22 protein-coding genes are annotated in these 23,416 nt (G+C 58.1%); 18 read left to right on the forward strand and 4 right to left on the reverse strand.

Annotation, left to right across the window (positions count from 1 at the left end; translation table 11 throughout):
• Positions 1-168 precede the first annotated feature (168 nt).
• On the forward strand, positions 169-924 hold the full coding sequence (mlaA, locus tag K7R23_RS12750; protein WP_012906911.1) for a phospholipid-binding lipoprotein MlaA: 756 nt from the start codon (positions 169-171) through the stop codon (positions 922-924).
• Between the two features lie 120 nt (positions 925-1,044).
• Here the strand turns inward: mlaA and fadL are convergent, their stop codons facing one another.
• Positions 1,045-2,376 (reverse strand): long-chain fatty acid transporter FadL, encoded by a 1,332-nt coding sequence (gene fadL, locus K7R23_RS12755; protein ID WP_024132814.1) that lies wholly within the window; start codon positions 2,374-2,376, stop codon positions 1,045-1,047.
• A gap of 370 nt (positions 2,377-2,746) precedes the next feature.
• Here fadL and K7R23_RS12760 point away from each other — a divergent pair, with 370 nt between their 5' ends.
• From K7R23_RS12760 to sixA, 4 genes are all read left to right on the forward strand, one after another.
• On the forward strand, positions 2,747-3,031 hold the full coding sequence (locus K7R23_RS12760) for a YfcZ/YiiS family protein (protein ID WP_024132813.1): 285 nt from the start codon (positions 2,747-2,749) through the stop codon (positions 3,029-3,031).
• Positions 3,032-3,204: 173 nt separating this feature from the next.
• Positions 3,205-4,515 carry an acetyl-CoA C-acyltransferase FadI gene (gene fadI / locus K7R23_RS12765; RefSeq protein ID WP_012906908.1) on the forward strand — a complete coding sequence of 437 codons (1,311 nt, stop codon included), beginning with the start codon at positions 3,205-3,207 and terminating at the stop codon, positions 4,513-4,515.
• Positions 4,515-6,659: a fatty acid oxidation complex subunit alpha FadJ gene (fadJ, locus tag K7R23_RS12770; RefSeq protein WP_012906907.1), complete on the forward strand. Its 2,145-nt coding sequence runs from the start codon at positions 4,515-4,517 to the stop codon at positions 6,657-6,659. The genes fadI and fadJ overlap by 1 nt, the downstream gene beginning before the upstream one ends.
• Before the next feature lie 210 nt (positions 6,660-6,869).
• Positions 6,870-7,355 carry a phosphohistidine phosphatase SixA gene (gene sixA, locus K7R23_RS12775; RefSeq protein WP_012906906.1) on the forward strand — a complete coding sequence of 162 codons (486 nt, stop codon included), beginning with the start codon at positions 6,870-6,872 and terminating at the stop codon, positions 7,353-7,355.
• 95 nt (positions 7,356-7,450) lie between these two features.
• On the opposite strand, the gene smrB is transcribed toward sixA, so the two are convergent.
• Positions 7,451-8,002: an endonuclease SmrB gene (gene smrB / locus K7R23_RS12780; RefSeq protein WP_012906905.1), complete on the reverse strand. Its 552-nt coding sequence runs from the start codon at positions 8,000-8,002 to the stop codon at positions 7,451-7,453.
• 165 nt (positions 8,003-8,167) lie between these two features.
• Between smrB and prmB the strand changes: the two genes are divergently transcribed.
• Genes prmB through K7R23_RS12810 form a run of 6 tightly spaced genes read left to right on the forward strand, consistent with a single transcriptional unit; the run spans position 8,168 to position 12,714 of the window.
• Entirely contained in the window at positions 8,168-9,100 is a 933-nt protein-coding gene (gene prmB / locus K7R23_RS12785) for a 50S ribosomal protein L3 N(5)-glutamine methyltransferase (protein WP_012906904.1), read from the forward strand.
• A 31-nt stretch (positions 9,101-9,131) separates the two neighbouring features.
• Entirely contained in the window at positions 9,132-10,217 is a 1,086-nt protein-coding gene (gene aroC, locus K7R23_RS12790; protein ID WP_012906903.1) for a chorismate synthase, read from the forward strand.
• A gap of 3 nt (positions 10,218-10,220) precedes the next feature.
• Complete coding sequence (gene mepA, locus K7R23_RS12795; protein WP_012906902.1) at positions 10,221-11,045, forward strand: penicillin-insensitive murein endopeptidase; 825 nt, start codon at positions 10,221-10,223, stop codon at positions 11,043-11,045.
• Positions 11,045-11,857, forward strand: coding sequence for a sulfite exporter TauE/SafE family protein (locus tag K7R23_RS12800; protein WP_012906901.1), 813 nt, complete (start codon positions 11,045-11,047; stop codon positions 11,855-11,857). Before mepA ends, K7R23_RS12800 begins: the two co-directional genes overlap by 1 nt.
• Complete coding sequence (gene epmC, locus K7R23_RS12805; protein WP_012906900.1) at positions 11,854-12,402, forward strand: elongation factor P hydroxylase; 549 nt, start codon at positions 11,854-11,856, stop codon at positions 12,400-12,402. Before K7R23_RS12800 ends, epmC begins: the two co-directional genes overlap by 4 nt.
• A 33-nt stretch (positions 12,403-12,435) precedes the next feature.
• On the forward strand, positions 12,436-12,714 hold the full coding sequence (locus tag K7R23_RS12810; RefSeq protein ID WP_012906899.1) for a YfcL family protein: 279 nt from the start codon (positions 12,436-12,438) through the stop codon (positions 12,712-12,714).
• A 60-nt stretch (positions 12,715-12,774) separates the two neighbouring features.
• Here the strand turns inward: K7R23_RS12810 and mnmC are convergent, their stop codons facing one another.
• A complete protein-coding gene (mnmC, locus tag K7R23_RS12815) occupies positions 12,775-14,775 on the reverse strand; it encodes a bifunctional tRNA (5-methylaminomethyl-2-thiouridine)(34)-methyltransferase MnmC2/FAD-dependent 5-carboxymethylaminomethyl-2-thiouridine(34) oxidoreductase MnmC1 (protein WP_012906898.1) in 2,001 nt (666 codons plus the stop codon).
• 158 nt (positions 14,776-14,933) lie between these two features.
• On the opposite strand from mnmC, the gene fabB reads away from it, so the two are divergent.
• Both fabB and K7R23_RS12825 read left to right on the forward strand, forming a co-directional pair.
• Entirely contained in the window at positions 14,934-16,151 is a 1,218-nt protein-coding gene (gene fabB, locus K7R23_RS12820) for a beta-ketoacyl-ACP synthase I (protein WP_012906897.1), read from the forward strand.
• A 106-nt stretch (positions 16,152-16,257) separates the two neighbouring features.
• Complete coding sequence (locus tag K7R23_RS12825) at positions 16,258-17,436, forward strand: MFS transporter (RefSeq protein ID WP_012906896.1); 1,179 nt, start codon at positions 16,258-16,260, stop codon at positions 17,434-17,436.
• Here K7R23_RS12825 and flk read toward each other — a convergent pair.
• Positions 17,433-18,437, reverse strand: a complete 1,005-nt coding sequence (flk, locus tag K7R23_RS12830; protein WP_024132812.1) for a flagella biosynthesis regulator Flk — start codon at positions 18,435-18,437, stop codon at positions 17,433-17,435. The genes K7R23_RS12825 and flk overlap by 4 nt on opposite strands.
• Before the next feature lie 103 nt (positions 18,438-18,540).
• Here flk and pdxB point away from each other — a divergent pair, with 103 nt between their 5' ends.
• The 5 genes from pdxB (at position 18,541) to accD (ending at position 23,308) form a co-directional block, all read left to right on the forward strand.
• Positions 18,541-19,677, forward strand: coding sequence for a 4-phosphoerythronate dehydrogenase PdxB (pdxB, locus tag K7R23_RS12835; protein ID WP_012906894.1), 1,137 nt, complete (start codon positions 18,541-18,543; stop codon positions 19,675-19,677).
• A gap of 61 nt (positions 19,678-19,738) precedes the next feature.
• Positions 19,739-20,752, forward strand: coding sequence for an aspartate-semialdehyde dehydrogenase (locus tag K7R23_RS12840; RefSeq protein WP_012906893.1), 1,014 nt, complete (start codon positions 19,739-19,741; stop codon positions 20,750-20,752).
• Positions 20,752-21,561 (forward strand): tRNA pseudouridine(38-40) synthase TruA, encoded by an 810-nt coding sequence (gene truA / locus K7R23_RS12845; RefSeq protein WP_012906892.1) that lies wholly within the window; start codon positions 20,752-20,754, stop codon positions 21,559-21,561. The genes K7R23_RS12840 and truA overlap by 1 nt, the downstream gene beginning before the upstream one ends.
• A 23-nt stretch (positions 21,562-21,584) precedes the next feature.
• On the forward strand, positions 21,585-22,244 hold the full coding sequence (locus tag K7R23_RS12850; protein ID WP_012906891.1) for a DedA family protein: 660 nt from the start codon (positions 21,585-21,587) through the stop codon (positions 22,242-22,244).
• A gap of 149 nt (positions 22,245-22,393) precedes the next feature.
• Entirely contained in the window at positions 22,394-23,308 is a 915-nt protein-coding gene (gene accD, locus K7R23_RS12855) for an acetyl-CoA carboxylase, carboxyltransferase subunit beta (RefSeq protein ID WP_012906890.1), read from the forward strand.
• Positions 23,309-23,416 lie beyond the last annotated feature (108 nt).

Here is a 23,416-nt window from a genome sequence, read left to right on the forward strand (position 1 = left end):
GGAAACGCTACGCGGCGGCATGAACAGGCTATGATCAAAACACCCGCACTGGTGATATAGACAACGTTTGACGTGCTGTTACAATCGCTCACACCTTTACAGGCGGATACGTTCGCGTTCCGTCATGGATGGCAATCAGCGATAGCCATAATTTACAGGGAGACATTTATGAAGCTTCGCCTGTCGGCGCTTGCGCTGGGAACCACACTGCTGGTGGGCTGTGCAAGTTCCGGTACAGAACAGCAGGGGCGCTCGGACCCGTTTGAAGGGTTCAACCGCACTATGTACAACTTCAACTTTAACGTGTTGGATCCGTATGTCGTTCGACCGGTGGCTGTCGCCTGGCGTGATTATGTTCCGCAGCCCGCCCGTAATGGTCTGAGCAACTTCACCGGCAACCTCGAAGAACCAGCGGTGATGGTGAACTATTTCCTGCAGGGCGATCCGTATCAGGGAATGGTGCATTTTACCCGCTTCTTCCTGAACACGCTTCTCGGGATGGGCGGCTTTATTGACGTCGCGGGGATGGCGAACCCGAAACTGCAGCGCGTTGAACCGCATCGCTTCGGCAGCACTCTGGGGCACTACGGCGTAGGCTACGGTCCTTATGTGCAGTTGCCGTTCTACGGCAGCTGGACGCTGCGTGAGGATGGCGGCGATATGGCCGATACGCTTTATCCGGTCCTCTCCTGGCTGACCTGGCCGATGTCTATCGGTAAATGGACGATTGAAGGGATTGAAACCCGCGCCCAGCTGCTGGATTCCGATGGCCTGCTGCGTCAGTCCTCCGATCCGTACATTATGGTGCGTGAGGCCTACTTCCAGCGTCATGACTTTATCGCCAACGGCGGGAAGCTCAAGCCGCAGGAAAACCCGAACGCCCAGGCGATTGAGGATGATTTAAAAGAGATCGACGCCGAGTAAGCGAATGCCTGATGGCGCGAAGCATGGTTTGTAACGCCCGCCGCCATCCGGCAAAAAGCCTTGCGGAAGACATAAAAAAAGGTGAGCCAGAGAGCGCTCACCTTTTTTACATCTGAACTATCAGAACGCGTAGTTGAGGTTCATACCGTACAGCCAGGCCTTACCTTCAGATTCGAAAGAGTACGGGCCTTCTTCGAATTTAACTTTTTGACCGTGCATATAAGAGACGCCGACATCGACCGAAGCATCCTTATTAAAGGCGTAGGTTGCGCCTGCGCTCAGCCAGAAGCGGTCCTGGTCCGGAATGGAGATGGAGCGACGGTTAGCCGGAACCGGGCTGTCATCGAAGGCGATACCGGTACGGAATGTCCAGGTATCGTCGTAGTAGTAAGTTGTCCCCAACGCGATGCGATAGGAATCCTTAAAGCCTTCTTCTTTATAGAACAGCGTCTGGCCGTTGTTGTTTTTCGCTTTCAGCTCTTCGAACTGACTCCAGCTGGTATACGCCATGCTGTAGTGAACCGCCCACTGCGGCGCAACGCGGTTGTAACCTGAAACTTCCCACATTTCCGGCAGGTTCAGGTTAAGTGAGCCGTCGATCGTACCGCCGTTGGTACCGGCAGGCAGGCTGGCGAATACCGGGCGCAGCTGCGGCGGAATACGATCCATTGACGGCAGACTGCTGCGGTAATCGCCGTCGAAGTCGACTTTCACTTCCGAGCGGTAGGTGAAGCCGTAGCGGTTGTCTTTATCCACTTCGTAAAGGATACCGGCGTTCCAGCCGAAGCCCCACTCGTCGCCCTTCAGACGCGCAATCTGCGTGTCGGCCGGATACTGAGCAGCCAGCGCAGGAGGAATCAGGCCGCCGGAGCCTGCGACGATCTGCTGCGGCAGGTCGCCCGCATAGCGCTCAAGTTTCGCTTTGGCATACACGGCGTTAAAGCCGAGGCCGAAGCTGAAGTGATTATTCAGGCGATAGGCGCCGCTCAGGTTCAGGTTAAGGGTTTCCAGATCGGTTTTCCCGCCCATCGAGCCTGCGGCGTAAGTATTATTAAACTCGGTCGCCAGACCATAGTTAGAGGTGACGGACGCTCCCCAACCGAACTGATCGTTAATGGGAGCCACAAAGTGCAGGTTCGGCACCCATGCCGTCGGCGCGATGTTGTCCTGGCTGGCGTCGTTACCGATGCGCGAGCGACCGGAAATATCCACGTCCGGATCGACAAAAATTGCGCCGCCAGAGAAGGTCGGACGGTCGAACATGGTGATCAGCGCCGGGTTGCGACTGACGTTACCCGCATCGTCAGCGATTGCGCCTTCCCCGGAATAGGCCCGGCCAAGACCAGAGGAAGAAAATTCGTTTAGCTGAAAGCCTGCAGACCAGGCCTGGGTGGAGATAAGTGCCACTGCGACTGCGAGAGCAGACTTTGTAAACAGGGTTTTCTGGCTCATGACCATAACCTCATGATTTATTTTTATACAAACTATGTTACATGCTGTAACAGGAGCGCGAAGTGTAGGGTCTGCGGTACGACTTGGAAATCAGACCAGTGGCGAGAGTATAGGTCTGACCAGCTAATATGTTGCAAGTATGTTTATAAGTTTTTTCAATTGTGATCTCAGAAACGCGATCCAGCTGGCAAATTTGCCGGGGTCTCTCATCAACCGTTTGGGTGAAATTTGTTTTAGATCATTTTTAAGTGTGATTTCGGTCACTTCTCTCATTTTGCATAATTAACCGCTGGAGAGGCGAAAGTCGGGGGCGTAAAATATCCCCATCGTTTATCTGGCACCCTGGGTGCGAATACAGAGGAAATCTACAATGAGTAAATGCAGTGCTGATGAAACCCCGGTTTGCTGCTGTATGGATGTTGGTACCATCATGGACAACTCCGATTGCACCGCGTCATACAGCCGTGTGTTCGCTAACCGCGCAGAAGCTGAAGAAACGCTGGCGGCGCTGACCGAAAAGGCGCGTAACGTGGAATCTGAGCCTTGCCAGATCACCCCGACCTTTACCGAAGAGTCTGACGGCGTGCGCCTGGATATCGATTTTGTTTTTGCCTGCGAAGCCGAAACGCTGATCTTCCAGCTGGGTCTGCGTTAATCCCGCCTTTCTCTGCCCCGACGCGCTTCTGTCGGGGTAGTTCCTTTTTTTCCCGCCATTACTGAGTGTGTCGTAGCTCTCACTTTCATCGCCCTCTGCTTGGCTAAATGTAAAAAATTGGTTAAGACTGTGATCAGGTCAGACCACTTATTTTATTTTTACAGGGGAGTGTTATGAGTCAGGCTTTACCGCTGGTCACCCGTCAGGGCGATCGCATCGCTATTGTGAGCGGTTTACGTACCCCCTTTGCCCGCCAGGCTACCGCTTATCATGGCATTCCCGCCGTCGATCTCGGAAAAATGGTGGTTGGCGAACTGCTGGCGCGCAGCGAAATTCCCGCTGATGTTATCGAACAACTGGTGTTTGGCCAGGTTGTGCAGATGCCGGAAGCGCCGAATATTGCCCGTGAAATTGTGCTGGGAACAGGAATGAGCGTCCATACCGATGCCTACAGCGTGAGTCGGGCCTGCGCGACCAGCTTTCAGGCGGTGGCTAACGTGGCGGAAAGCCTGATGGCCGGCACTATCCGCGCCGGTATCGCCGGCGGCGCGGACTCCTCTTCCGTGCTGCCGATTGGCGTCAGCAAAAAGCTGGCGCGGGTGCTGGTCGATGCCAATAAAGCCCGCACGATGGGGCAACGTCTGAAGCTCTTTTCCCGTCTGCGTCTGCGCGATCTGTTGCCCGTGCCGCCCGCCGTCGCTGAATACTCGACCGGCCTGCGGATGGGCGATACCGCCGAACAGATGGCAAAAACCTACGGCATTACCCGCGAGGAGCAGGATGCGCTGGCGCATCGCTCGCACCAGCGCGCCGCGCAGGCTTGGGCCGACGGAAAACTGAACGACGAGGTGATGACGGCCTGGACGCCGCCGTATAAAGCGCCGCTGTCTGAGGATAACAATATTCGCGGCAATTCGACGCTTGCCGATTATGCCAGGCTGCGTCCGGCCTTTGATCGCCGGCACGGTACGGTGACCGCCGCTAACAGTACGCCGCTGACGGACGGCGCGGCGGCGGTGATCCTGATGACTGAATCCCGCGCAAAAGAGCTGGGGCTTATCCCGCTCGGCTATTTGCGCAGCTACGCCTTTACCGCCATTGACGTCTGGCAGGACATGCTGCTGGGTCCGGCTTGGTCAACGCCGCTGGCGCTGGAACGCGCCGGATTAACCCTGAGCGATCTGACGCTGATTGATATGCACGAAGCCTTTGCCGCCCAGACGCTGGCCAATCTTCAGCTGCTGGCAAGCGAGCGCTTCGCCCGTGAGGTATTGGGGCGTTCCCACGCCACCGGCGAGGTTGATGACAGCAAATTCAACGTACTTGGCGGTTCCATTGCCTACGGACATCCGTTTGCCGCGACCGGCGCGCGGATGATCACCCAAACCCTGCGCGAATTACGCCGTCGGGGAGGCGGTTTTGGTTTAGTCACCGCCTGCGCGGCGGGCGGTCTGGGTGCGGCAATGGTTCTGGAGGCGGATTAATGGACATGAGATCGGCGTTTACGCTTAACCTGCGTCCGGACAACGTTGCGGTTATCGCCATTGACGTTCCGGATGAGAAGATGAACACCCTGAAAGCGGAGTTTGCCAGCCAGGTGCGCGCTATTCTGAAACAGCTTCGCGACAACCGCGAGCTGCGCGGCGTGGTGTTTATTTCCGCCAAAGCGGACAACTTTATCGCCGGCGCGGATATCAACATGATCGGCAACTGCGCCAGCGCGGAAGAGGCGCAGGCGTTGGCTCGTCAGGGGCAGCAGTTAATGGCGGAAATCAACGCGCTTTCGGTGCCGGTTGTCGCCGCCATACACGGCCCCTGCTTGGGCGGCGGTCTGGAACTGGCGCTGGCCTGCCACGCGCGAATCTGTACCGACGACAAGAAAACGGTGCTCGGTCTGCCGGAGGTACAGCTTGGACTGCTGCCCGGTTCCGGCGGTACCCAGCGGTTGCCGCGTCTGGTAGGCGTCAGTACGGCGCTGGATATGATCCTCAGCGGTAAACAGCTGCGGGCAAAGCAGGCGTTAAAAATTGGACTGGTGGACGAGGTGGTTCCGCGCTCAATCCTGCTGGAGGCTGCTGTCGAACGGGCGAAGCAGGATCGAACCGAGCACCGTCCGCTGCCGGTGCGCGAGCGGGTTCTGGCGGGGCCGCTTGGCCGCGCGCTGCTGTTCCGTATGGCTGGCAAGAAAACGCAACACAAGACCCACGGTAATTATCCTGCCGCCGAACGCATTTTGCAGGTCATTGAAACCGGGCTGGCGCAGGGCGTCAGCAGTGGCTATGAGGCGGAAGCCCGCGCATTTGGCGAACTGGCGATGTCGCCGCAATCGCGCGCGCTGCGCGCCATTTTCTTTGCCAGTACGGATGTGAAAAAAGATCCAGGCAGCGCTGAATCTGCCGGGCCGCTTGCCAGCGTTGGCGTGTTAGGCGGGGGATTAATGGGCGGCGGTATTGCCTACGTCACGGCCTGTAAAGGCGGCTTGCCAGTTCGCATTAAAGATATTGACGCGAAAGGGATTAATCATGCGCTGAAATACAGCTGGGATCAGCTTGAAACGAAGGTGCGCCGCCGCCATATCAAAGCCAGTGAGCGGGATAAACAGCTGGCGCTGATTTCAGGCGCCACGGACTATCGTGGTTTTTCCCGCCGCGACGTTATTATTGAAGCGGTATTTGAAGATTTGGCGTTAAAACAACGGATGGTGGCGGAAGTTGAGCAAAACTGCGCGCCTCATACCATTTTTGCCTCCAACACCTCATCTTTACCGATTAGCGATATTGCCGCTAATGCCGCCAGACCTGAACAGGTGATTGGTCTGCACTTTTTCAGCCCGGTTGAAAAAATGCCGCTGGTGGAGGTGATTCCCCATGCTTCCACCTCCGGAAAAACTATCGCCACCACGGTTAAGCTGGCGAAAAAACAGGGCAAAACGCCCATCGTGGTGCAGGATAAGGCCGGGTTCTATGTAAACCGTATTCTGGCCCCTTATATCAACGAAGCCATCCGGATGTTGACCGAAGGCGAACGGGTGGAGCAGATTGACGACGCGCTGGTGAAATTTGGTTTTCCGGTCGGGCCGATCCAACTTTTGGATGAGGTCGGAATCGACACCGGCACTAAAATTATACCTGTCCTTGAGGCCGCCTATGGCGAGCGTTTTAGCGCCCCTGCAAATGTTGTTACATCAATTTTGAATGACGATCGCAAAGGCAGAAAAAATGGTCGCGGTTTCTATCTTTACGGCGCAAAAGGGCGTAAAAGCAAAAAACAGGCGGATCCGGCAATTTATACGCTTATCGGGGCATCCGGGCAGGGCAGGCTTTCCGCCCGCCAGATGGCCGAACGATGCGTAATGTTAATGCTCAATGAGGCGGCGCGCTGCTTTGATGAGCAGGTGATCCGCAGCGCGCGCGATGGCGACATTGGCGCGGTGTTTGGTATCGGTTTTCCGCCGTTTCTCGGCGGCCCGTTCCGTTACATGGATTCTCTCGGCGCGGGTGAAGTGGTTGCGGTATTGCAGCGCCTGGCTTCGCAGTACGGTCCACGGTTCGCGCCGTGCGAGGCGTTGTTGCAGATGGCGGAGCGGGGTGAAAGTTTCTGGAAAACAGATGCAACTGACCCGAAATAATAGGGTCAAATGTAAGGTAAATCCGTACCGGATGGTCGCGAGTTGGTCAAATTGTAAACACGGATTGACTATACTTACGCCATTGAGGTAAAAAACAGCGTTTCATTCGGTGAACGGATAAGGCACAATGCCGGCCACCGCATTTCAGCCACCGGTTGTTCCGGTTCTGGCTGTCGTGCGGGTGATTCTGGTTAACAAAAGCGGTGCAATATGCAAGTTTTTATCATGCGTCACGGCGACGCGGCCCTCGACGCCGCCAGTGATTCGGTTCGTCCTCTGACCGTCTGTGGTTGTGATGAATCGCGCCTCATGGCGAACTGGCTGAAAGGTCAAAAAGTGGCTATCGAACGTGTTCTGGTAAGCCCGTTCCTGCGAGCCGAGCAAACGTTGGATGAGGTAGGGGAGTGTATCAGCCTGCCAACAAACGTTGATGTTCTGCCGGAACTGACGCCCTGCGGCGATGTAGGTCTGGTCAGCGCTTATCTCCAGGCGCTGGCGAATGAAGGAGTCTCTTCCGCGCTGGTGATCTCTCACCTGCCGCTGGTGGGCTACCTGGTTTCTGAACTCTGCCCGGGCGAAACGCCGCCTATGTTTACCACCTCGGCGATTGCCAGCGTCACGCTTGATGAAAGCGGGAAAGGGGTTTTCAACTGGCAGATGAGCCCATGCAACCTCAAAATGGCGAAAGCGATTTAATCAATGCCTGACGGCGCTCCGCTTTGCCCGGCCTGCGACGGGACGTTTGCAGGCCGGATTAGACGCTTGCGCCGCCATCCGGCAAGCCACAGCGCTTAAGGCAGCTCCGGCGGCTGCCACTCCTCCACCTCAACCAGTACCAGCAGCGCGGCGTCGCCGCCGTACTCTTTTGGTGCCTGATGGAAGGCCATAATATGCGGATGCTGCGCCAGCCACAGCGGCGTTTGCTGTTTCAGAACGTGTCTGCCGTGACCGTGCATCACGCAGGCGCAAAAGACATGTTCGCGACGGCAGGCGGCAATCAGCGCGCCCAGCTCCTGTTTCGCCTGAAGCTGCGTCAGACCATGCAGGTCGAGGAACAGTTCCGGCGAATAGTCGCCGCGGCGCAGTTTTTTCAGTTCAAAATGGCTGACGTCGGGGCGCACGTATTTCACCGGACCCTCAGTATTCAGCAGCGGCTGAAATTCGTCTGAGAAATAGTGGCTGGCGTCCGCCTGCTCCGACAGAAGGCGTTTTACCGGCACTTCGCTGATTTTTTTGCGCTGCGGACGATGAACAATGGTGTCCTGTTTAATTTGGCGGGTGCCGGTCATCAATTGCCGGAACAGCGCCTGATCCTCCTCGCTGAGCGATGTTTTCTTTTTCATTCTGCTGTCTCATTTTTCATTTTCCGTTAGTTTACCCGACTCCGCGGGGATACGAATGCGGAAAACGCAATTTTCGCGCCGGACCCCTGCGTGAATGCTGATTTATCGCTGGCTTCGTGGCAAACTAGCCGCCGAAATTATTGCGTACATGCCCTGGAGGGACAGGTGGATAAAATTTTCGTTGATGAAGCAGTAAATGATCTGCATACCATTCAGGACATGTTGCGTTGGGCGGTCAGCCGTTTTAGCGCGGCCAATATCTGGTATGGTCACGGCACCGATAACCCGTGGGACGAAGCCGTGCAGCTGGTGCTGCCGTCACTCTATCTGCCGCTGGATATTCCGGAAGATATGCGCACCGCGCGCCTGACCTCCAGCGAACGCCACCGTATCGTTGAGCGCGTGATCCGCCGCGTTAACGAACGCATCCCGGTGGCCTACCTGACGAATAAAGCCTGGTTCTGCGGCCATGAGTTTTATGTCGATGAACGCGTGCTGGTGCCGCGCTCGCCGATTGGCGAGCTGATCAACAACCGTTTTGCAGGGCTGATTAGCGAACAGCCGCACCACATTCTCGATATGTGTACCGGCAGCGGCTGTATCGCCATCGCCTGTGCCTACGCCTTCCCGGAGGCGGAAGTTGACGCGGTTGATATCTCTACCGATGCGCTGGCCGTCACCGAACACAATATTGAAGAGCATGGATTGATCCATCACGTCACGCCGATTCGTTCCGATCTGTTCCGCGATCTGCCAAAAGTTCAGTATGACCTGATTGTCACCAACCCGCCGTATGTCGATGCGGAAGATATGTCCGATCTGCCAAATGAGTATCGCCATGAGCCGGAACTGGGCCTGGCGTCAGGCTCCGACGGCCTGAAGCTCACGCGCCGTATTCTGGGCAATGCGCCGGACTACCTGTCTGATAACGGTATTCTGATTTGTGAAGTGGGTAACAGCATGGTACATCTGATGGAACAGTATCCGGACGTGCCGTTTACCTGGCTGGAATTCAATAACGGCGGCGACGGCGTCTTTATGCTGACCAAAGCCGAGCTGCTCGCCGCCCGCGAGCACTTCAGCATCTACAAAGATTAATACCTACAACAACGACAACAACGGAACCGCAATGGCAGGAAATACAATAGGACAACTCTTTCGTGTCACTACCTTCGGCGAATCGCACGGGCTGGCGCTCGGGTGCGTCGTCGACGGCGTGCCGCCGGGCATTCCGCTCACCGAAGCGGATTTGCAGCACGATCTCGACAGACGTCGCCCGGGCACCTCACGCTACACCACCCAGCGTCGCGAACCGGATCGGGTAAAAATTCTCTCCGGCGTGTTTGACGGCGTTACCACCGGCACCAGCATCGGCCTGCTGATTGAAAATACCGATCAGCGTTCGCAGGACTATAGCGCCATTAAGGATGTCTTTCGTCCCGGTCACGCCGACTACACCTACGAACAGAAATACGGCCTGCGCGACTACCGCGGCGGCGGGCGTTCTTCCGCGCGTGAAACGGCGATGCGCGTGGCGGCGGGCGCGATTGCCAAAAAATATCTGGCGCAAAAGTTCGGCGTCAAAATCCAGGGCTGCCTGACCCAAATGGGCGACATTCCGCTGGCGATAAAAGAGTGGGATCAGGTTGAACAGAACCCCTTTTTCTGCGCGGATCCGGACAAAATCGAGGCGCTGGACGAGCTGATGCGGGCGCTGAAAAAAGAGGGCGACTCCATCGGCGCAAAAGTGACCGTGGTAGCCAGCGGCGTACCGGCAGGCTTAGGCGAACCGGTCTTTGATCGCCTCGATGCCGACATCGCCCACGCGCTGATGAGCATCAACGCGGTGAAAGGCGTTGAGATTGGCGATGGTTTCGGCGTGGTGGCGCTACGCGGCAGCCAGAACCGCGATGAAATTACGGCCCAGGGCTTTCAGAGCAACCACGCGGGCGGCATTCTGGGCGGGATCAGCAGCGGACAGCAGATTGTCGCGCACATGGCGCTGAAGCCAACCTCCAGTATTACCGTGCCGGGTCGCACCATTAACCGCGCTGGCGAAGAAGTTGAGATGATCACCAAAGGCCGTCACGATCCGTGCGTCGGGATCCGCGCCGTGCCGATCGCTGAAGCGATGCTGGCGATCGTGCTGATGGATCACCTGCTGCGCCAGCGGGCGCAAAATGCGGATGTGACAACGGATATTCCACGCTGGTAAGAGATGAAAAAAACCGCGATTGCGCTGCTGGCTCTGCTTGCCAGCAGCGTCAGCCTGGCGGCGACGCCGTGGCAGAAAATAACCCAGCCCATACCGGGCAGCGCGCAGTCGATTGGCAGCTTTTCCAACGGCTGTATTATCGGCGCGGACGCGCTTCCCGTGCAGTCGGAACACTACCAGGTAATGCGTACCGATCAGCGCCGCTATTTCGGCCACCCCGATCTGGTGAGGTTTATTCAGCGACTCAGCGCCCAGGTCAGCAATCTGGGGCTGGGAACAGTGCTGGTTGGCGATATGGGGATGCCGGCAGGCGGACGCTTTAACGGCGGTCACGCCAGCCACCAGACCGGTCTGGATGTCGACATTTTCCTGCAACTGCCGAAAACGCGCTGGACGTCGGCGCAGCTGCTGCGCCCGCAGGCGCTGGATTTGGTCGCCCGCGACGGCAGGCATGTCGTTCCCTCGCTGTGGAAAGCGGAAATCGCCAGCCTGATCAAGCTGGCGGCGCAGGATAGCGAGGTGACGCGCATCTTCGTGAATCCGGCAATTAAACAGCAGCTTTGCCTTGACGCCGGAACCGATCGCGACTGGTTGCGTAAAGTGCGCCCCTGGTTCCAGCATCGCGCGCATATGCATGTACGATTACGTTGCCCTGCCGACAGCCTGGAGTGCGAAGAACAGCCTTTACCGTCTGCGGGCGACGGCTGCGGCGCTGAGCTGCAAAGCTGGTTTGAACCCCCGAAACCTGGAACCACCAAGCCTGAGAAGAAGACACCGCCTCCGTTGCCGCCTTCCTGCCAGGCGCTACTGGATGAGCATGTACTCTAATGGATAATTTCGCCGACCTGTTTATGGTCTCTCCACTGCTGTTGGTTGTGCTGTTTTTTGTTGCAATGCTGGCTGGATTTATCGACTCGCTGGCGGGGGGCGGCGGTCTGCTGACCATCCCCGCGCTGATGGCGGCGGGGATGTCGCCCGCTCATGCGCTGGCGACCAATAAACTGCAGGCCTGCGGCGGCTCAATTTCCGCCTCCGTTTATTTCATCCGCCGCAAGGTGGTGAATCTCGCCGATCAGAAGCTCAACATCGCCATGACCTTTATCGGTTCGATGAGCGGCGCGCTGCTGGTGCAGCACGTGCAGGCGGAGGTGCTGCGCCAAATCCTTCCGGTGCTGGTGATCTGCATCGGCCTGTACTTTTTATTGATGCCGAAACTCGGCGAAGACGATCGCCAGCGTCGCCTGTACGGTTTGCCGTTTGCGCTGATTGCTGGCGGCTGCGTGGGCTTTTACGACGGCTTTTTCGGACCGGCGGCCGGGTCGTTTTACGCGCTGGCGTTTGTCACGCTGTGCGGCTATAACCTCGCCAAATCCACCGCCCACGCCAAGGTGCTGAACGCCACGTCGAATATCGGCGGCCTGCTGCTGTTTATGATTGGCGGGAAAGTGATCTGGGCGACCGGTTTTGTGATGCTGATCGGGCAGTTCCTCGGCGCGCGTATGGGGTCCCGGCTGGTGCTGAGCAAAGGACAAAAGCTGATTCGGCCAATGATTGTCATCGTTTCGGCGGTGATGAGCGCCAGGCTTCTTTATGATAACCATGGACAGGAGATTCTCCACTGGCTGGGGATGAACTCATGAACAGTACACACCACTACCAACAGCTAATCGAGATTTTTAACGGCTGCTTTGCCGACGATTTTAATACCCGTCTGATTAAAGGCGACGACGAACCGATCTATCTTCCCGCAGATGCCGAAGTACCTTATAACCGGATCGTCTTTGCGCACGGCTTTTACGCCAGCGCCCTGCATGAAATATCGCACTGGTGCATTGCCGGTAAAGCGCGCCGCGAGCTGGTCGATTTTGGCTACTGGTACTGCCCGGACGGTCGCGATGCCGCGACGCAAAGCAGGTTTGAGGATGTGGAGGTCAAGCCGCAGGCGTTTGACTGGCTGTTCTGCGTGGCGGCGGGGTATCCGTTTAACGTCAGCTGCGACAACCTGGAAGGCGATTTCGAACCGGACCGCGTGCTGTTTCAGCGGCGGGTCCATGCGCAGGTGATGGAGTATCTGGAAAACGGCATCCCTGAACGACCGGCGCGTTTTATCAAAGCGTTACAGAATTATTATCACACGCCCGAACTTAAGGCGGAACAGTTCCCGTGGCCGGAAGCGCTAAACTAAAGCCAGCGCCACGTTTACAAATGAGGAAAGAAGATGATCGCGGAGTTTGAATCACACATTCTGGCATTAATCGACGACATGGTAGAACATGCCAGCGACGATGAACTGTTTGCCAGCGGTTATTTGCGTGGCCACCTGACGTTAGCCGTCGCGGAGCTGGAAGGCGCAGACGACCATTCCGCTGAGGCGGTATACGCCAGCGTGACCAACAGTCTTGAGAAAGCGATCGGCGCGGGGGAACTTTCACCGAGCGATCAGACGTTAGTCAAAGCGATGTGGGACACCCTGTTCCGCAAGGCAACGGCCAACTAACGACGGATATGCCGGATGGCGACGCCTGGCGTCTTATCCGGCCTGCGATTTAGCGAGCCCTTATTTCACCGCTTTCCCCTTCAGCAACTTCCTCACCCACAGGCGATTCGGATTTAACGCCGCCAGCGTGTCGGCATCCATCGGGATGGGCTCATTGCTCATCTGCGCCGCCAGAATTTCCGCGCACAGCGGCGCTGAACACAGCCCCCGCGACCCCAGCGCGCCGAGCATAAAGAGATCGTCATACACCGGAGCGCTGGCCGCAGAGGTTGGGTTGTCCGCTAAATCAGCGTACTGCGTCAGCGTGGCGTGGTAATCCGGCACGTTGCCGACCATCGGTAAATGGTCGCGGGTAGCGCATCGCACGCCGCAGCGCGCCGCTTTGCCGCTGACGTCCACCTCTTTCGCCCACTCCGCCGTCGGGAAACAGTCAATCAGCCGCTGGCGGTTCTGCTGCTGATCGTCCTCACGATAGTGCGTTTCTTCGCTGCCGCGATGATAGCTGGCGCCAATGCAGTGGTGCTGATTTGCCGGATTCTGCGGCGTGAGATAACCGTCATAGCACAGCACCTGACGTAGCGCACAGAGCGCGGGCGTAGTCGGGATATGGCTGACCTGGCCGCCGACGGAGTAGACCGGTAGTGCCTGCGTTTGCGTAAAGCGGTTAATGGCGTGGCCGTTCGCCAGCGCCACCACGCTATGTTCCGCATCGCTGCCGTCGGCAAAGCGCAAATTCCAGCCGTTGTCCGTGCGGGTCAGGGCCTGAAGCTTTTTCTGATAGTGGGTCTGTAGCCCCTGCCGTTCGGCCAGCGCCAGCAGTGCGGCAGTCAGCTGCGCCGGACACAGCCAGCCGCCTTGTGGATAGGTGATGCCTGCGCAGCCGGTGTCCACGCCGGTAAGCGTCTGCGCCTGCTCGCTATCAACCGCCTGCGCCAGCGCGGCGGGCAGTTCCAGCGACAGCATCTGGGCGATTTTATGCTGGCTTTTCTCGTCCCAGCCAAGTTGCGTGACGCCGCACCAGTCACGATCGTAAGCGACGGGCAGGGCGTCGTACAGGCGGCGGGCGAAGGTAAAGGCGGCGGGGAAAAACTGGTTAATCGCCGCATCGTGCTTGCTGAGCAGGGGATAAAGCGCGCCCTGACGGTTTCCCGATGCGCCCTGCGCGGGCTTCTCATCGGCGCAACAGAGCGTCACCTGCCAGCCGCGACGCAGCAGCGCCAGCGCGAGCAGGGCGCTGGCGATACCGCCGCCGACGATCGCCGCTTCGCGCTTTTCGCTGCCGCAGCGCGCAAACCACGGCGTCCTGGCGACAGGCGCGGGCGTCTGCGCCATCACTCCGCGCAGCATCTCGCGCTTGCGGCCAAAACCTTTGCATTTCTCAATGGTAAATCCGGCGTCCTGTAGGCCGCGGCGGACAAAGCCTGCGGAGGTGAAAGTCGCCAGCGTGCCGCCCGGACGCGCCAGACGCGCCATCGCGTTAAACAGCTGCGGCGTCCACATATCCGGATTTTTGGCGGGGGCGAAGCCGTCGAGAAACCAGGCATCCACTTTCTGGTTCAGGCTGTCATCCAGTTGAGCGGTGAGGGCGTTAATATCGCCAAACCACAGATCGAGCGTCACGCGCCCTTCATCCAGCAGCAGACGATGACAGCCCGCCAGCGGTAGCGGCCACTGCGTATGCAATTGCCGGGCGAAATCCGCCAGTTCCGGCCAGTGCTGATGCGCGGCGACCAGATCATCATGGCTTAAAGGGAATTTTTCGAAACTGATAAAATGTAATCTTTGCAGCGTCGCGTCGGGATGACTGGCGCGAAACGCGGCGAACGCCTGCCAGAGAGTCAGAAAATTGAGGCCCGTGCCGAATCCGCTCTCTGCTACCACAAAAAGCGGATCGGAATGTTCCGGAAAACGTTCTGTAATCCGGTTGCCGCCGAGAAAGACGTAACGCGTCTCTTCCAGGCCATTATCATTAGAAAAGTACACATCGTCGAAATCTCGGGAAACAGGTGTACCCTCAGCGTTGAATTCGAGGTTGGCAGGTTGTATGGCATTTTGTTTCACGTAAGTTACTCGTCTGACAGGTGGTGCCACGATCTTAGCGATGTGTGCATGGCGGCGCAAATTTCGGCAGAAATTGGCTGATCGGACTTGTTCGGCGTACAAGTGTACGCTATTGTGCCAGTCGAAACTTACAATAGTGCGACTTACAGAGGTATTGAATGAAACGTGCAGTGATTACTGGCCTGGGCATCGTTTCCAGCATCGGTAATAACCAGCAGGAAGTCCTGGCATCTCTGCGTGAAGGACGCTCCGGGATCACCTTCTCTGAAGAGTTTAAAGATGCGGGGATGCGTAGCCACGTATGGGGTAACGTTAAACTGGACACCACCGGTTTGATCGACCGTAAAGTGGTTCGTTTCATGAACGATGCCTCTATTTATGCCTATCTTTCCATGCAGCAGGCCATTGCTGACGCGGGCCTGAGCGAAGAGGTCTATCAGAACAACCCGCGCGTTGGCCTGATTGCCGGTTCCGGCGGCTCTTCAAAAGCGCAGGTCTTCGGCGCTGACGCTATGCGTAGCCCGCGCGGCCTGAAAGCGGTTGGCCCGTATGTGGTCACCAAGGCGATGGGGTCAGCGGTTTCCGCTTGCCTCGCCACGCCGTTTAAAATCCATGGCGTCAACTACTCCATCAGCTCCGCCTGCGCGACCTCCGCGCACTGCATCGGCAACGCGGTAGAGCAGATTCAACTGGGTAAACAGGACATCGTGTTTGCTGGCGGCGGCGAAGAGCTGGGCTGGGAAATGGCCTGTGAATTCGACGCGATGGGCGCGCTGTCCACCAAATACAACGACCAGCCGGCTAAGGCTTCCCGCACCTATGACGCGCACCGCGACGGTTTTATTATCGCAGGCGGCGGCGGTATGGTGGTGGTTGAAGAGCTGGAACACGCGCTGGCGCGCGGCGCGCGCATCTATGCGGAGATCGTTGGCTACGGCGCAACCTCCGATGGCGCGGATATGGTCGCTCCGTCTGGCGAAGGCGCGGTGCGCTGTATGCAGATGGCGATGCACGGCGTTGATTCTCCGATCGACTACCTCAACTCCCACGGCACCTCCACGCCGGTTGGCGACGTGAAAGAACTGGGTGCTATCCGTGAAGTGTTCGGCGATAACAGCCCGGCTATCTCGGCCACCAAAGCGATGACCGGCCACTCTCTGGGCGCCGCTGGCGTACAGGAAGCCATTTACTCGCTGCTGATGCTGGAACACGGCTTTATCGCGCCCAGCATCAACATCGAAGAGATGGACGAGCAGGCGGCGGGTCTGAACATTGTCACCGAAACCACCGAGCGTGAACTGACCACCGTGATGTCCAACAGCTTCGGCTTTGGCGGCACCAACGCCACGCTGGTGATGCGCAAGCTGAAAGCATAATTTGCGGTTCCGGGCCGGATAGGCGTTATACCGCTATCCGCCTGCGCCTGGTCATTCTCAAGGGGAGCTAACAGCTCCCTTTTTGCTCTGTTTTTTGGGGTCATGCATGGCTGCTGTAGTTCAAACAGAAAAAACGCCTTCTGCCAGTTTCTCGCTTTTCCGTATCGCCTTTGCGGTGTTTCTGACCTATATGACGGTCGGGCTGCCGCTGCCGGTCATTCCGCTTTTTGTCCATCATGAACTGGGCTATGGCAATACGATGGTAGGTATTGCCGTAGGTATTCAATTTCTGGCTACCGTGCTGACGCGCGGCTATGCCGGACGCCTTGCCGATCAGTACGGTGGCAAGCGTTCGGCGCTACAGGGCATGTTCGCCTGCGCGCTGGCGGGCGGCGCATGGCTGCTGGCGGCATTACTGCCGGTTTCCGCGCCGATCAAATTTGCGCTGCTGATCGCCGGGCGGCTGATCCTCGGTTTTGGTGAAAGTCAGCTGCTCACCGGGACCCTGACCTGGGGGCTGGGGCTGGTGGGACCGGCGCGTTCCGGTAAGGTGATGTCATGGAATGGAATGGCGATATACGGCGCGCTGGCGGCGGGTGCGCCGCTGGGATTGCTGATCCACAGCCATTTTGGTTTTGCGGCGCTGGCCGGAACCACGATGGCGCTGCCGCTGCTGGCGTGGCTATTTAACGGCACGGTGCGTAAAGTGCCCGCGCAGAGCGGGGAGCGTCCGTCGCTGTGGAGCGTGGTGGGGCTTATCTGGAAACCCGGAGTGGGGCTGGCGTTGCAGGGAGTGGGTTTTGCGGTTATCGGCACCTTTATCTCACTTTATTTCGTCAGCCACGGCTGGGCGATGGCAGGCTTTACCCTGACCGCGTTTGGCGGTGCGTTTGTTCTGATGCGCGTGCTGTTTGGCTGGATGCCGGATCGCTTCGGCGGCGTCAGGGTGGCTATCGTCTCGCTGCTGCTGGAAACCGTCGGGCTGGCGCTGCTGTGGCTGGCGCCGACGGCGTGGATGGCGATGGCGGGCGCGGCGCTAACCGGGGCCGGATGTTCGCTCATCTTCCCGGCGCTGGGGGTGGAAGTGGTCAAACGCGTCCCGTCGCAGGTGCGCGGGACGGCGCTGGGCGGGTACGCCGCCTTTCAGGATATCTCCTACGCCGTGACCGGCCCGCTGGCCGGACTGCTGGCCACATCCTGTGGCTATCCGTCGGTCTTCCTTGCGGGGGCGATTTCCGCCGTGTTGGGGATTGCGGTAACGCTGCTGTCGTTTCGCCGCGGTTAAACCACCAGCCAGAAAATCAATAGCGCCACCAGAAGCGCCACGAACAGCAGGCCGGGACGGGCGGTGGCGGCTTTGATGGTTTCAAACACCGGGGTAAACGGGCTGTAGATCGGCTGCAGATGGCGCGGATCGTTCAGCTCTTTGTCCCGTTCAACGCGGCGCAGAAAAACCTGATTCAGCAGATCCAGAACCTGAGCGGCGGTCAGCACCGTCTGTGGCTGAAGCTGGTACGTTTGCCAGGCATACTCTTTTAACGACGTCTGTTCCGCTGGCTCCAGCGGCTGTTTTAACGCCGCCTGTAACGATTGCAGAGTCGGGGCGTGCTGCTGGCTGAGGGTCTGACGCGCCTGTAGCCAAGTGGAGAGATGGGTGAAATGTTTCGCCGGGATCAGCTCGCCGCTTTTCACCCCGGAAAGCTCCAGCATAGATTGCCAGATCTGCTTGCCCGATTCCCCGGTCGCCGCGGCCAGTCTGGTCACCAGCTGGTTCAGGGTATTGTGCTCGGCGGGCAGTAACGGACGGTCCGTCGCCGGGCGCTGCTGCGGCTGGGGGATCGACAGCTGGCCCTGCTGGAGCAGCGTCAGCACATTTTTCAGCTGGTCCGGCGTAAGCTGGCTCAGCGCGCTCTGGCCGTACTGCTGGCGGACAAAATCGCTCACCGCCTGACGGTTATTCCCCTGGCTCAATAATTCGGTGAGCTGGGAAAGCACCTGCCGGTTGGCGTGATTTTGCCGGGCGACGTCCAGACGCTGGTTCAGGTTCTGCTCAGCGGCGGGGAAATGGCGCGACAACAGCGGGGTATCGCTCTTTACGCCGAGATCGTGTTTCATTCCGGCCCACACTTCCGCGCTTTGCTGCTGCGTCAGGGAGATCAGGCGGGTGATCAGTCGCTCCAGTACCGTCCGCTGCTGCGTGGAGAGCGGCTGTTCGCCAGCCGGGGAGGCGACGGGGCGTTCTTCGCCGCCGGGAGGGCGCGCGGGAGTACCGGAAATGGGGTGCATCATTACTTATCCTTAAACCATCAATCTTTGCAAAGTATGCCTGGCGGCCAGATTATGGCACACTTGCCCGGTTAACTCTCGTTCTCAAACAGGTACGACAGACGTGAAAATTCTCGTTGATGAAAATATGCCCTATGCCCGCGAATTGTTTAGTCGTCTGGGCGAGGTTAAAGCGGTTGCAGGCCGTCCCATCCCGGTTGGCGAACTGGATGACGCGGACGCCCTGATGGTGCGGTCAGTCACCAAAGTGAACGAAGCGCTGCTGGCCGGCAAGCCGGTGAAGTTTGTCGGAACGGCGACGGCGGGCACCGATCATGTTGACGACGACTGGCTGGCGCAGGCGGGGATCGGTTTTTCAGCCGCGCCTGGCTGCAACGCGATTGCGGTAGTTGAATACGTATTTTCCGCGCTATTGATGCTGGCGGAACGTGACGGATTCGCTCTGCGCGATCGTACAGTCGGGATTGTCGGCGTTGGCAACGTCGGTAGCCGTTTACAGGCGCGTCTGGAGGCGTTCGGCGTGCGTACGCTGCTGTGCGATCCGCCGCGCGCGGATCGTGGGGACGAGGGCGATTTTCGCGCGCTGGGCGAGCTGGTGCGGGAAGCGGATATTCTGACCTTCCACACGCCGCTGTTTAAGGACGGGCCGTACCGCACTTTGCACCTGGCCGATGAGGCGTTAATCGCTCGCCTGAAACCCGGCGCTATTCTGATTAACGCCTGCCGCGGGCCGGTTGTCGATAACGCGGCGCTGCTGGCGCGCCTGAAGGCGGGCCAGGCGTTAAGCGTGGTGCTGGACGTCTGGGAAGGGGAACCGGAGCTCAATGTGGAACTGCTCGGTAAAGTGGATATCGGCACCCCGCATATTGCAGGCTATACGCTCGAAGGCAAAGCGCGCGGCACCACCCAGGTTTTTGAAGCTTATAGCGCCTTTATTGGCCGCGCTCAGCATGTTGCCCTTGATACGCTGCTTCCCGCCCCGGAATTTGGCCGCATTACGCTGCATGGCCCGTTAGATCAGCCGACGCTGAAAAGACTGGCGCATTTAGTGTATGATGTGCGCCGCGACGATGCGCCGCTGCGTAAAGTCGCCGGGATCCCGGGTGAATTCGATAAACTGCGTAAGAATTACCTTGAGCGCCGCGAATGGTCGTCACTGTATGTCATGTGCGACGACGCCAGCGCCGCCGCGCTGCTGCATCAGCTCGGTTTTAACGCCGTTCATCACCCGGCTCGTTAACATTCTCTTTGTCGCTCCCTGCCTGCTGCGGGGAGCTTTGCTATTTCTGGAGTAAATCACCATGTCTGAAGGCTGGAATATTGCCATCCTCGGCGCTACGGGCGCCGTTGGCGAAGCGCTGCTTGAAACGCTGGCTGAACGCCAGTTCCCGGTCGGTGAAATCTACGCGCTGGCGCGACCTGAAAGCGCAGGCGAGTATCTGCGTTTTGCCGGTAAGTCTGTGATGGTGCAGGACGCGGCGGAATTCGACTGGACGCAGGCGCAGCTGGCCTTTTTCGTCGCCGGGGCGGAAGCCACGGCGGCCTGGGTTGAGGAGGCGACCAACGCGGGCTGCCTGGTGATTGATTCCAGCGGCCTGTTCGCTCTGGAGCCGGACGTGCCGCTGGTGGTGCCGGAGGTTAACCCGTTTGTGCTGGCGGACTACCGTAACCGCAATGTGATAGCTGTGCCTGACAGCCTGACCAGCCAACTGCTGGCGGCGCTGAAGCCGTTGATCGACCAGGGCGGCCTTTCCCGTATCAGCGTGACCAGCCTGCTCTCCGCTTCCGCGCAGGGTAAAAAGGCGGTGGACGCGCTGGCCGGGCAGAGCGCGAAGCTGCTGAACGGTATGCCGATTGATGAGGACGATTTCTTTGGTCGCCAGCTGGCGTTCAATATGCTGCCGCTGCTGCCGGACAGAGAGGGCAGCGTGCGTGAAGAACGGCGTATTGTCGATGAAGTGCGCAAAATCATGCAGGATGACGGGCTGATGATCTCCGCAAGCGTCGTGCAGTCGCCGGTCTTTTACGGTCACGCGCAGATGGTGGCCTTTGAAGCGCTGCGCCCGCTGGCGGCAGAGGAAGCGCGTGACGCCTTTACCCGCGGCGAAGATATTGTGCTGTCGGAAGAGAGCGATTTCCCGACGCAGGTAGGCGACGCCTCCGGCAATCCTCAGCTTTCCGTGGGCTGCGTACGCAATGATTACGGAATGCCGGAGCAGGTGCAGTTCTGGTCGGTGGCCGATAATGTGCGCTTTGGCGGCGCGCTGATGGCGGTGAAAATCGCCGAAAAACTGGTCCAGGAGTATCTGTACTGATGTCGGACCAGCAGCAGCCCGTCTATAAAATTGCGCTCGGCGTTGAGTATGACGGCAGCAAATATTATGGCTGGCAGCGTCAGAACGAAGTGCGCAGCGTACAGGAGAAGCTGGAAAAAGCGCTCTCCCAGGTCGCCAACGAGCCGATTACCGTCTTTTGCGCCGGGCGGACCGACGCGGGCGTTCACGGCACCGGGCAGGTGGTGCATTTTGAAACCAGCGCGCTGCGTAAGGACGCCGCCTGGACGTTAGGCGTAAATGCGAATTTACCTGGTGACATTGCGGTGCGGTGGGTGAAAGCTGTACCGGAAGATTTTCACGCCCGGTTTAGCGCCACGGCTCGCCGTTATCGCTACATCATCTACAATCATCGGTTGCGTCCGGCGGTTTTAGCAAAGGGCGTCACGCACTACTACGAGCCGCTGGATGCGGAGCGGATGCACCGCGCGGCGCAGTGCCTGATTGGCGAGAACGACTTTACCTCGTTTCGCGCCGTGCAGTGCCAGTCGCGCACGCCGTGGCGCAATGTGATGCATATTAATGTCTCACGCCACGGCGCTTACGTGGTGGTCGATATCAAAGCGAATGCCTTTGTACATCATATGGTCAGGAATATCGTCGGTAGCCTGATGGAAGTGGGCGCCCACCACCAGCCGGAGAGCTGGATAGCAGAGCTGTTAGCGGCAAAGGACAGAACGCTTGCAGCGGCAACGGCGAAAGCGGAAGGGCTGTACCTGGTCGCGGTGGATTATCCCGATCGGTTCGACCTTCCCAGACCGCCTATGGGGCCGCTGTTTCTGGCGGACTAATTTGCGTCGTATAAGGCATAGATATGGACCTGATTTACTTTCTCATCGATTTTATCCTGCACATCGATGTGCACCTGGCGGAACTGGTCGCGGAGTATGGCGTGTGGGTTTACGCCATCTTGTTCCTGATTTTATTTTGTGAAACAGGTCTGGTGGTGACGCCTTTCCTGCCGGGCGATTCGCTGTTGTTCGTCGCTGGCGCGCTGGCCTCGCTGCCCACTAACGATCTTAACGTCCATGTGATGGTGGCGCTGATGCTGATTGCCGCGATTGTCGGCGATGCGGTGAACTACACTATTGGCCGTCTGTTCGGCGAGAAGCTGTTCAGCAACCCGGACTCAAAAATTTTCCGCCGCAGCTATCTCGATAAAACGCACCAGTTCTATGAAAAACACGGCGGCAAAACCATTATTCTGGCGCGGTTTGTGCCGATCGTCAGGACGTTTGCGCCGTTTGTGGCGGGAATGGGACATATGTCGTATCGCCATTTCGCCGTCTACAACGTGATTGGCGCGCTGCTGTGGGTACTGCTGTTTATCTATGCCGGTTACTTCTTCGGTACGATTCCGCTGATTCAGGATAACCTTAAGTTACTGATCGTCGGTATTATCGTGGTGTCGATTTTGCCGGGGGTAGTGGAAATCATCCGTCATAAGCGTGCCGCGTCGCGTGTAACAAAATAGAAACTAACTCAGCGGTTCGACCACTTTTTTATCCAAAGTTTCGGACTGTTATGTTTTAATGTGCAACATTCATGGTCTGTCAGGGGCAAAAATGGCATCATGCGCCCCTTATAACAAAGCTGACTAAGGTTCAGGCAGAAAGGTCACCAATGAGCTGGATTGAACGAATTAAAAGCAACATTACGCCCACCCGTAAGGCAAGCATTCCTGAAGGGGTGTGGACCAAATGTGATAGCTGCGGTCAGGTTTTATACCGCGCTGAGCTGGAACGTAATCTCGAGGTCTGCCCGAAGTGTGACCATCACATGCGCATGTCGGCGCGTAATCGCCTGCATAGTCTGCTGGATGAAGGTTCTCTTGTGGAGCTGGGTAGCGAACTTGAGCCGAAAGACATTCTGAAGTTCCGCGACTCCAAGAAGTATAAAGATCGTCTGGCTTCCGCCCAGAAGGAAACCGGCGAAAAAGACGCGCTGGTGGTCATGAAGGGTACGCTTCACGGTATGCCGGTCGTCGCCGCGGCGTTTGAGTTTGCCTTTATGGGCGGTTCTATGGGCTCTGTCGTCGGCGCGCGTTTCGTCCGCGCCGTTGAGCAGGCGCTGGAAGATAACTGCCCGCTGGTGTGCTTCTCCGCTTCCGGCGGCGCGCGTATGCAGGAAGCGCTGATGTCGCTGATGCAGATGGCGAAAACCTCTGCCGCGCTGGCCAAAATGCAGGAGCGCGGTCTGCCGTACATTTCCGTGCTGACCGACCCGACCATGGGCGGCGTTTCTGCAAGCTTCGCGATGCTGGGCGATCTGAATATCGCCGAGCCGAAAGCGCTGATTGGCTTTGCTGGTCCGCGCGTTATCGAACAAACCGTCCGTGAAAAACTGCCGCCGGGATTCCAGCGCAGTGAGTTCCTGATTGAAAAGGGCGCTATCGACATGATCGTTCGCCGTCCGGAAATGCGCCTGAAGCTGGCGAGCATCCTGGCGAAGCTGATGAACCTGCCGACGCCGAATCCGGACGCCCCGCGTGAAGGCGTGGTGGTGCCGCCGGTACCGGATCAGGAACCCGAGGCCTGATCATTTACTCTATGGATTTCGAGTTGCAGGTAGGCGGCAAGAGAGTTCATCCCGATGAGCTTGCGCAGGCAAATGATTCGGGTGAACGAGAGCAGCCAACAAGCCTGC

Source organism: Citrobacter rodentium NBRC 105723 = DSM 16636, from assembly GCF_021278985.1.
In the GTDB taxonomy this organism is placed as follows: Bacteria; Pseudomonadota; Gammaproteobacteria; order Enterobacterales; family Enterobacteriaceae; genus Citrobacter_A; species Citrobacter_A rodentium.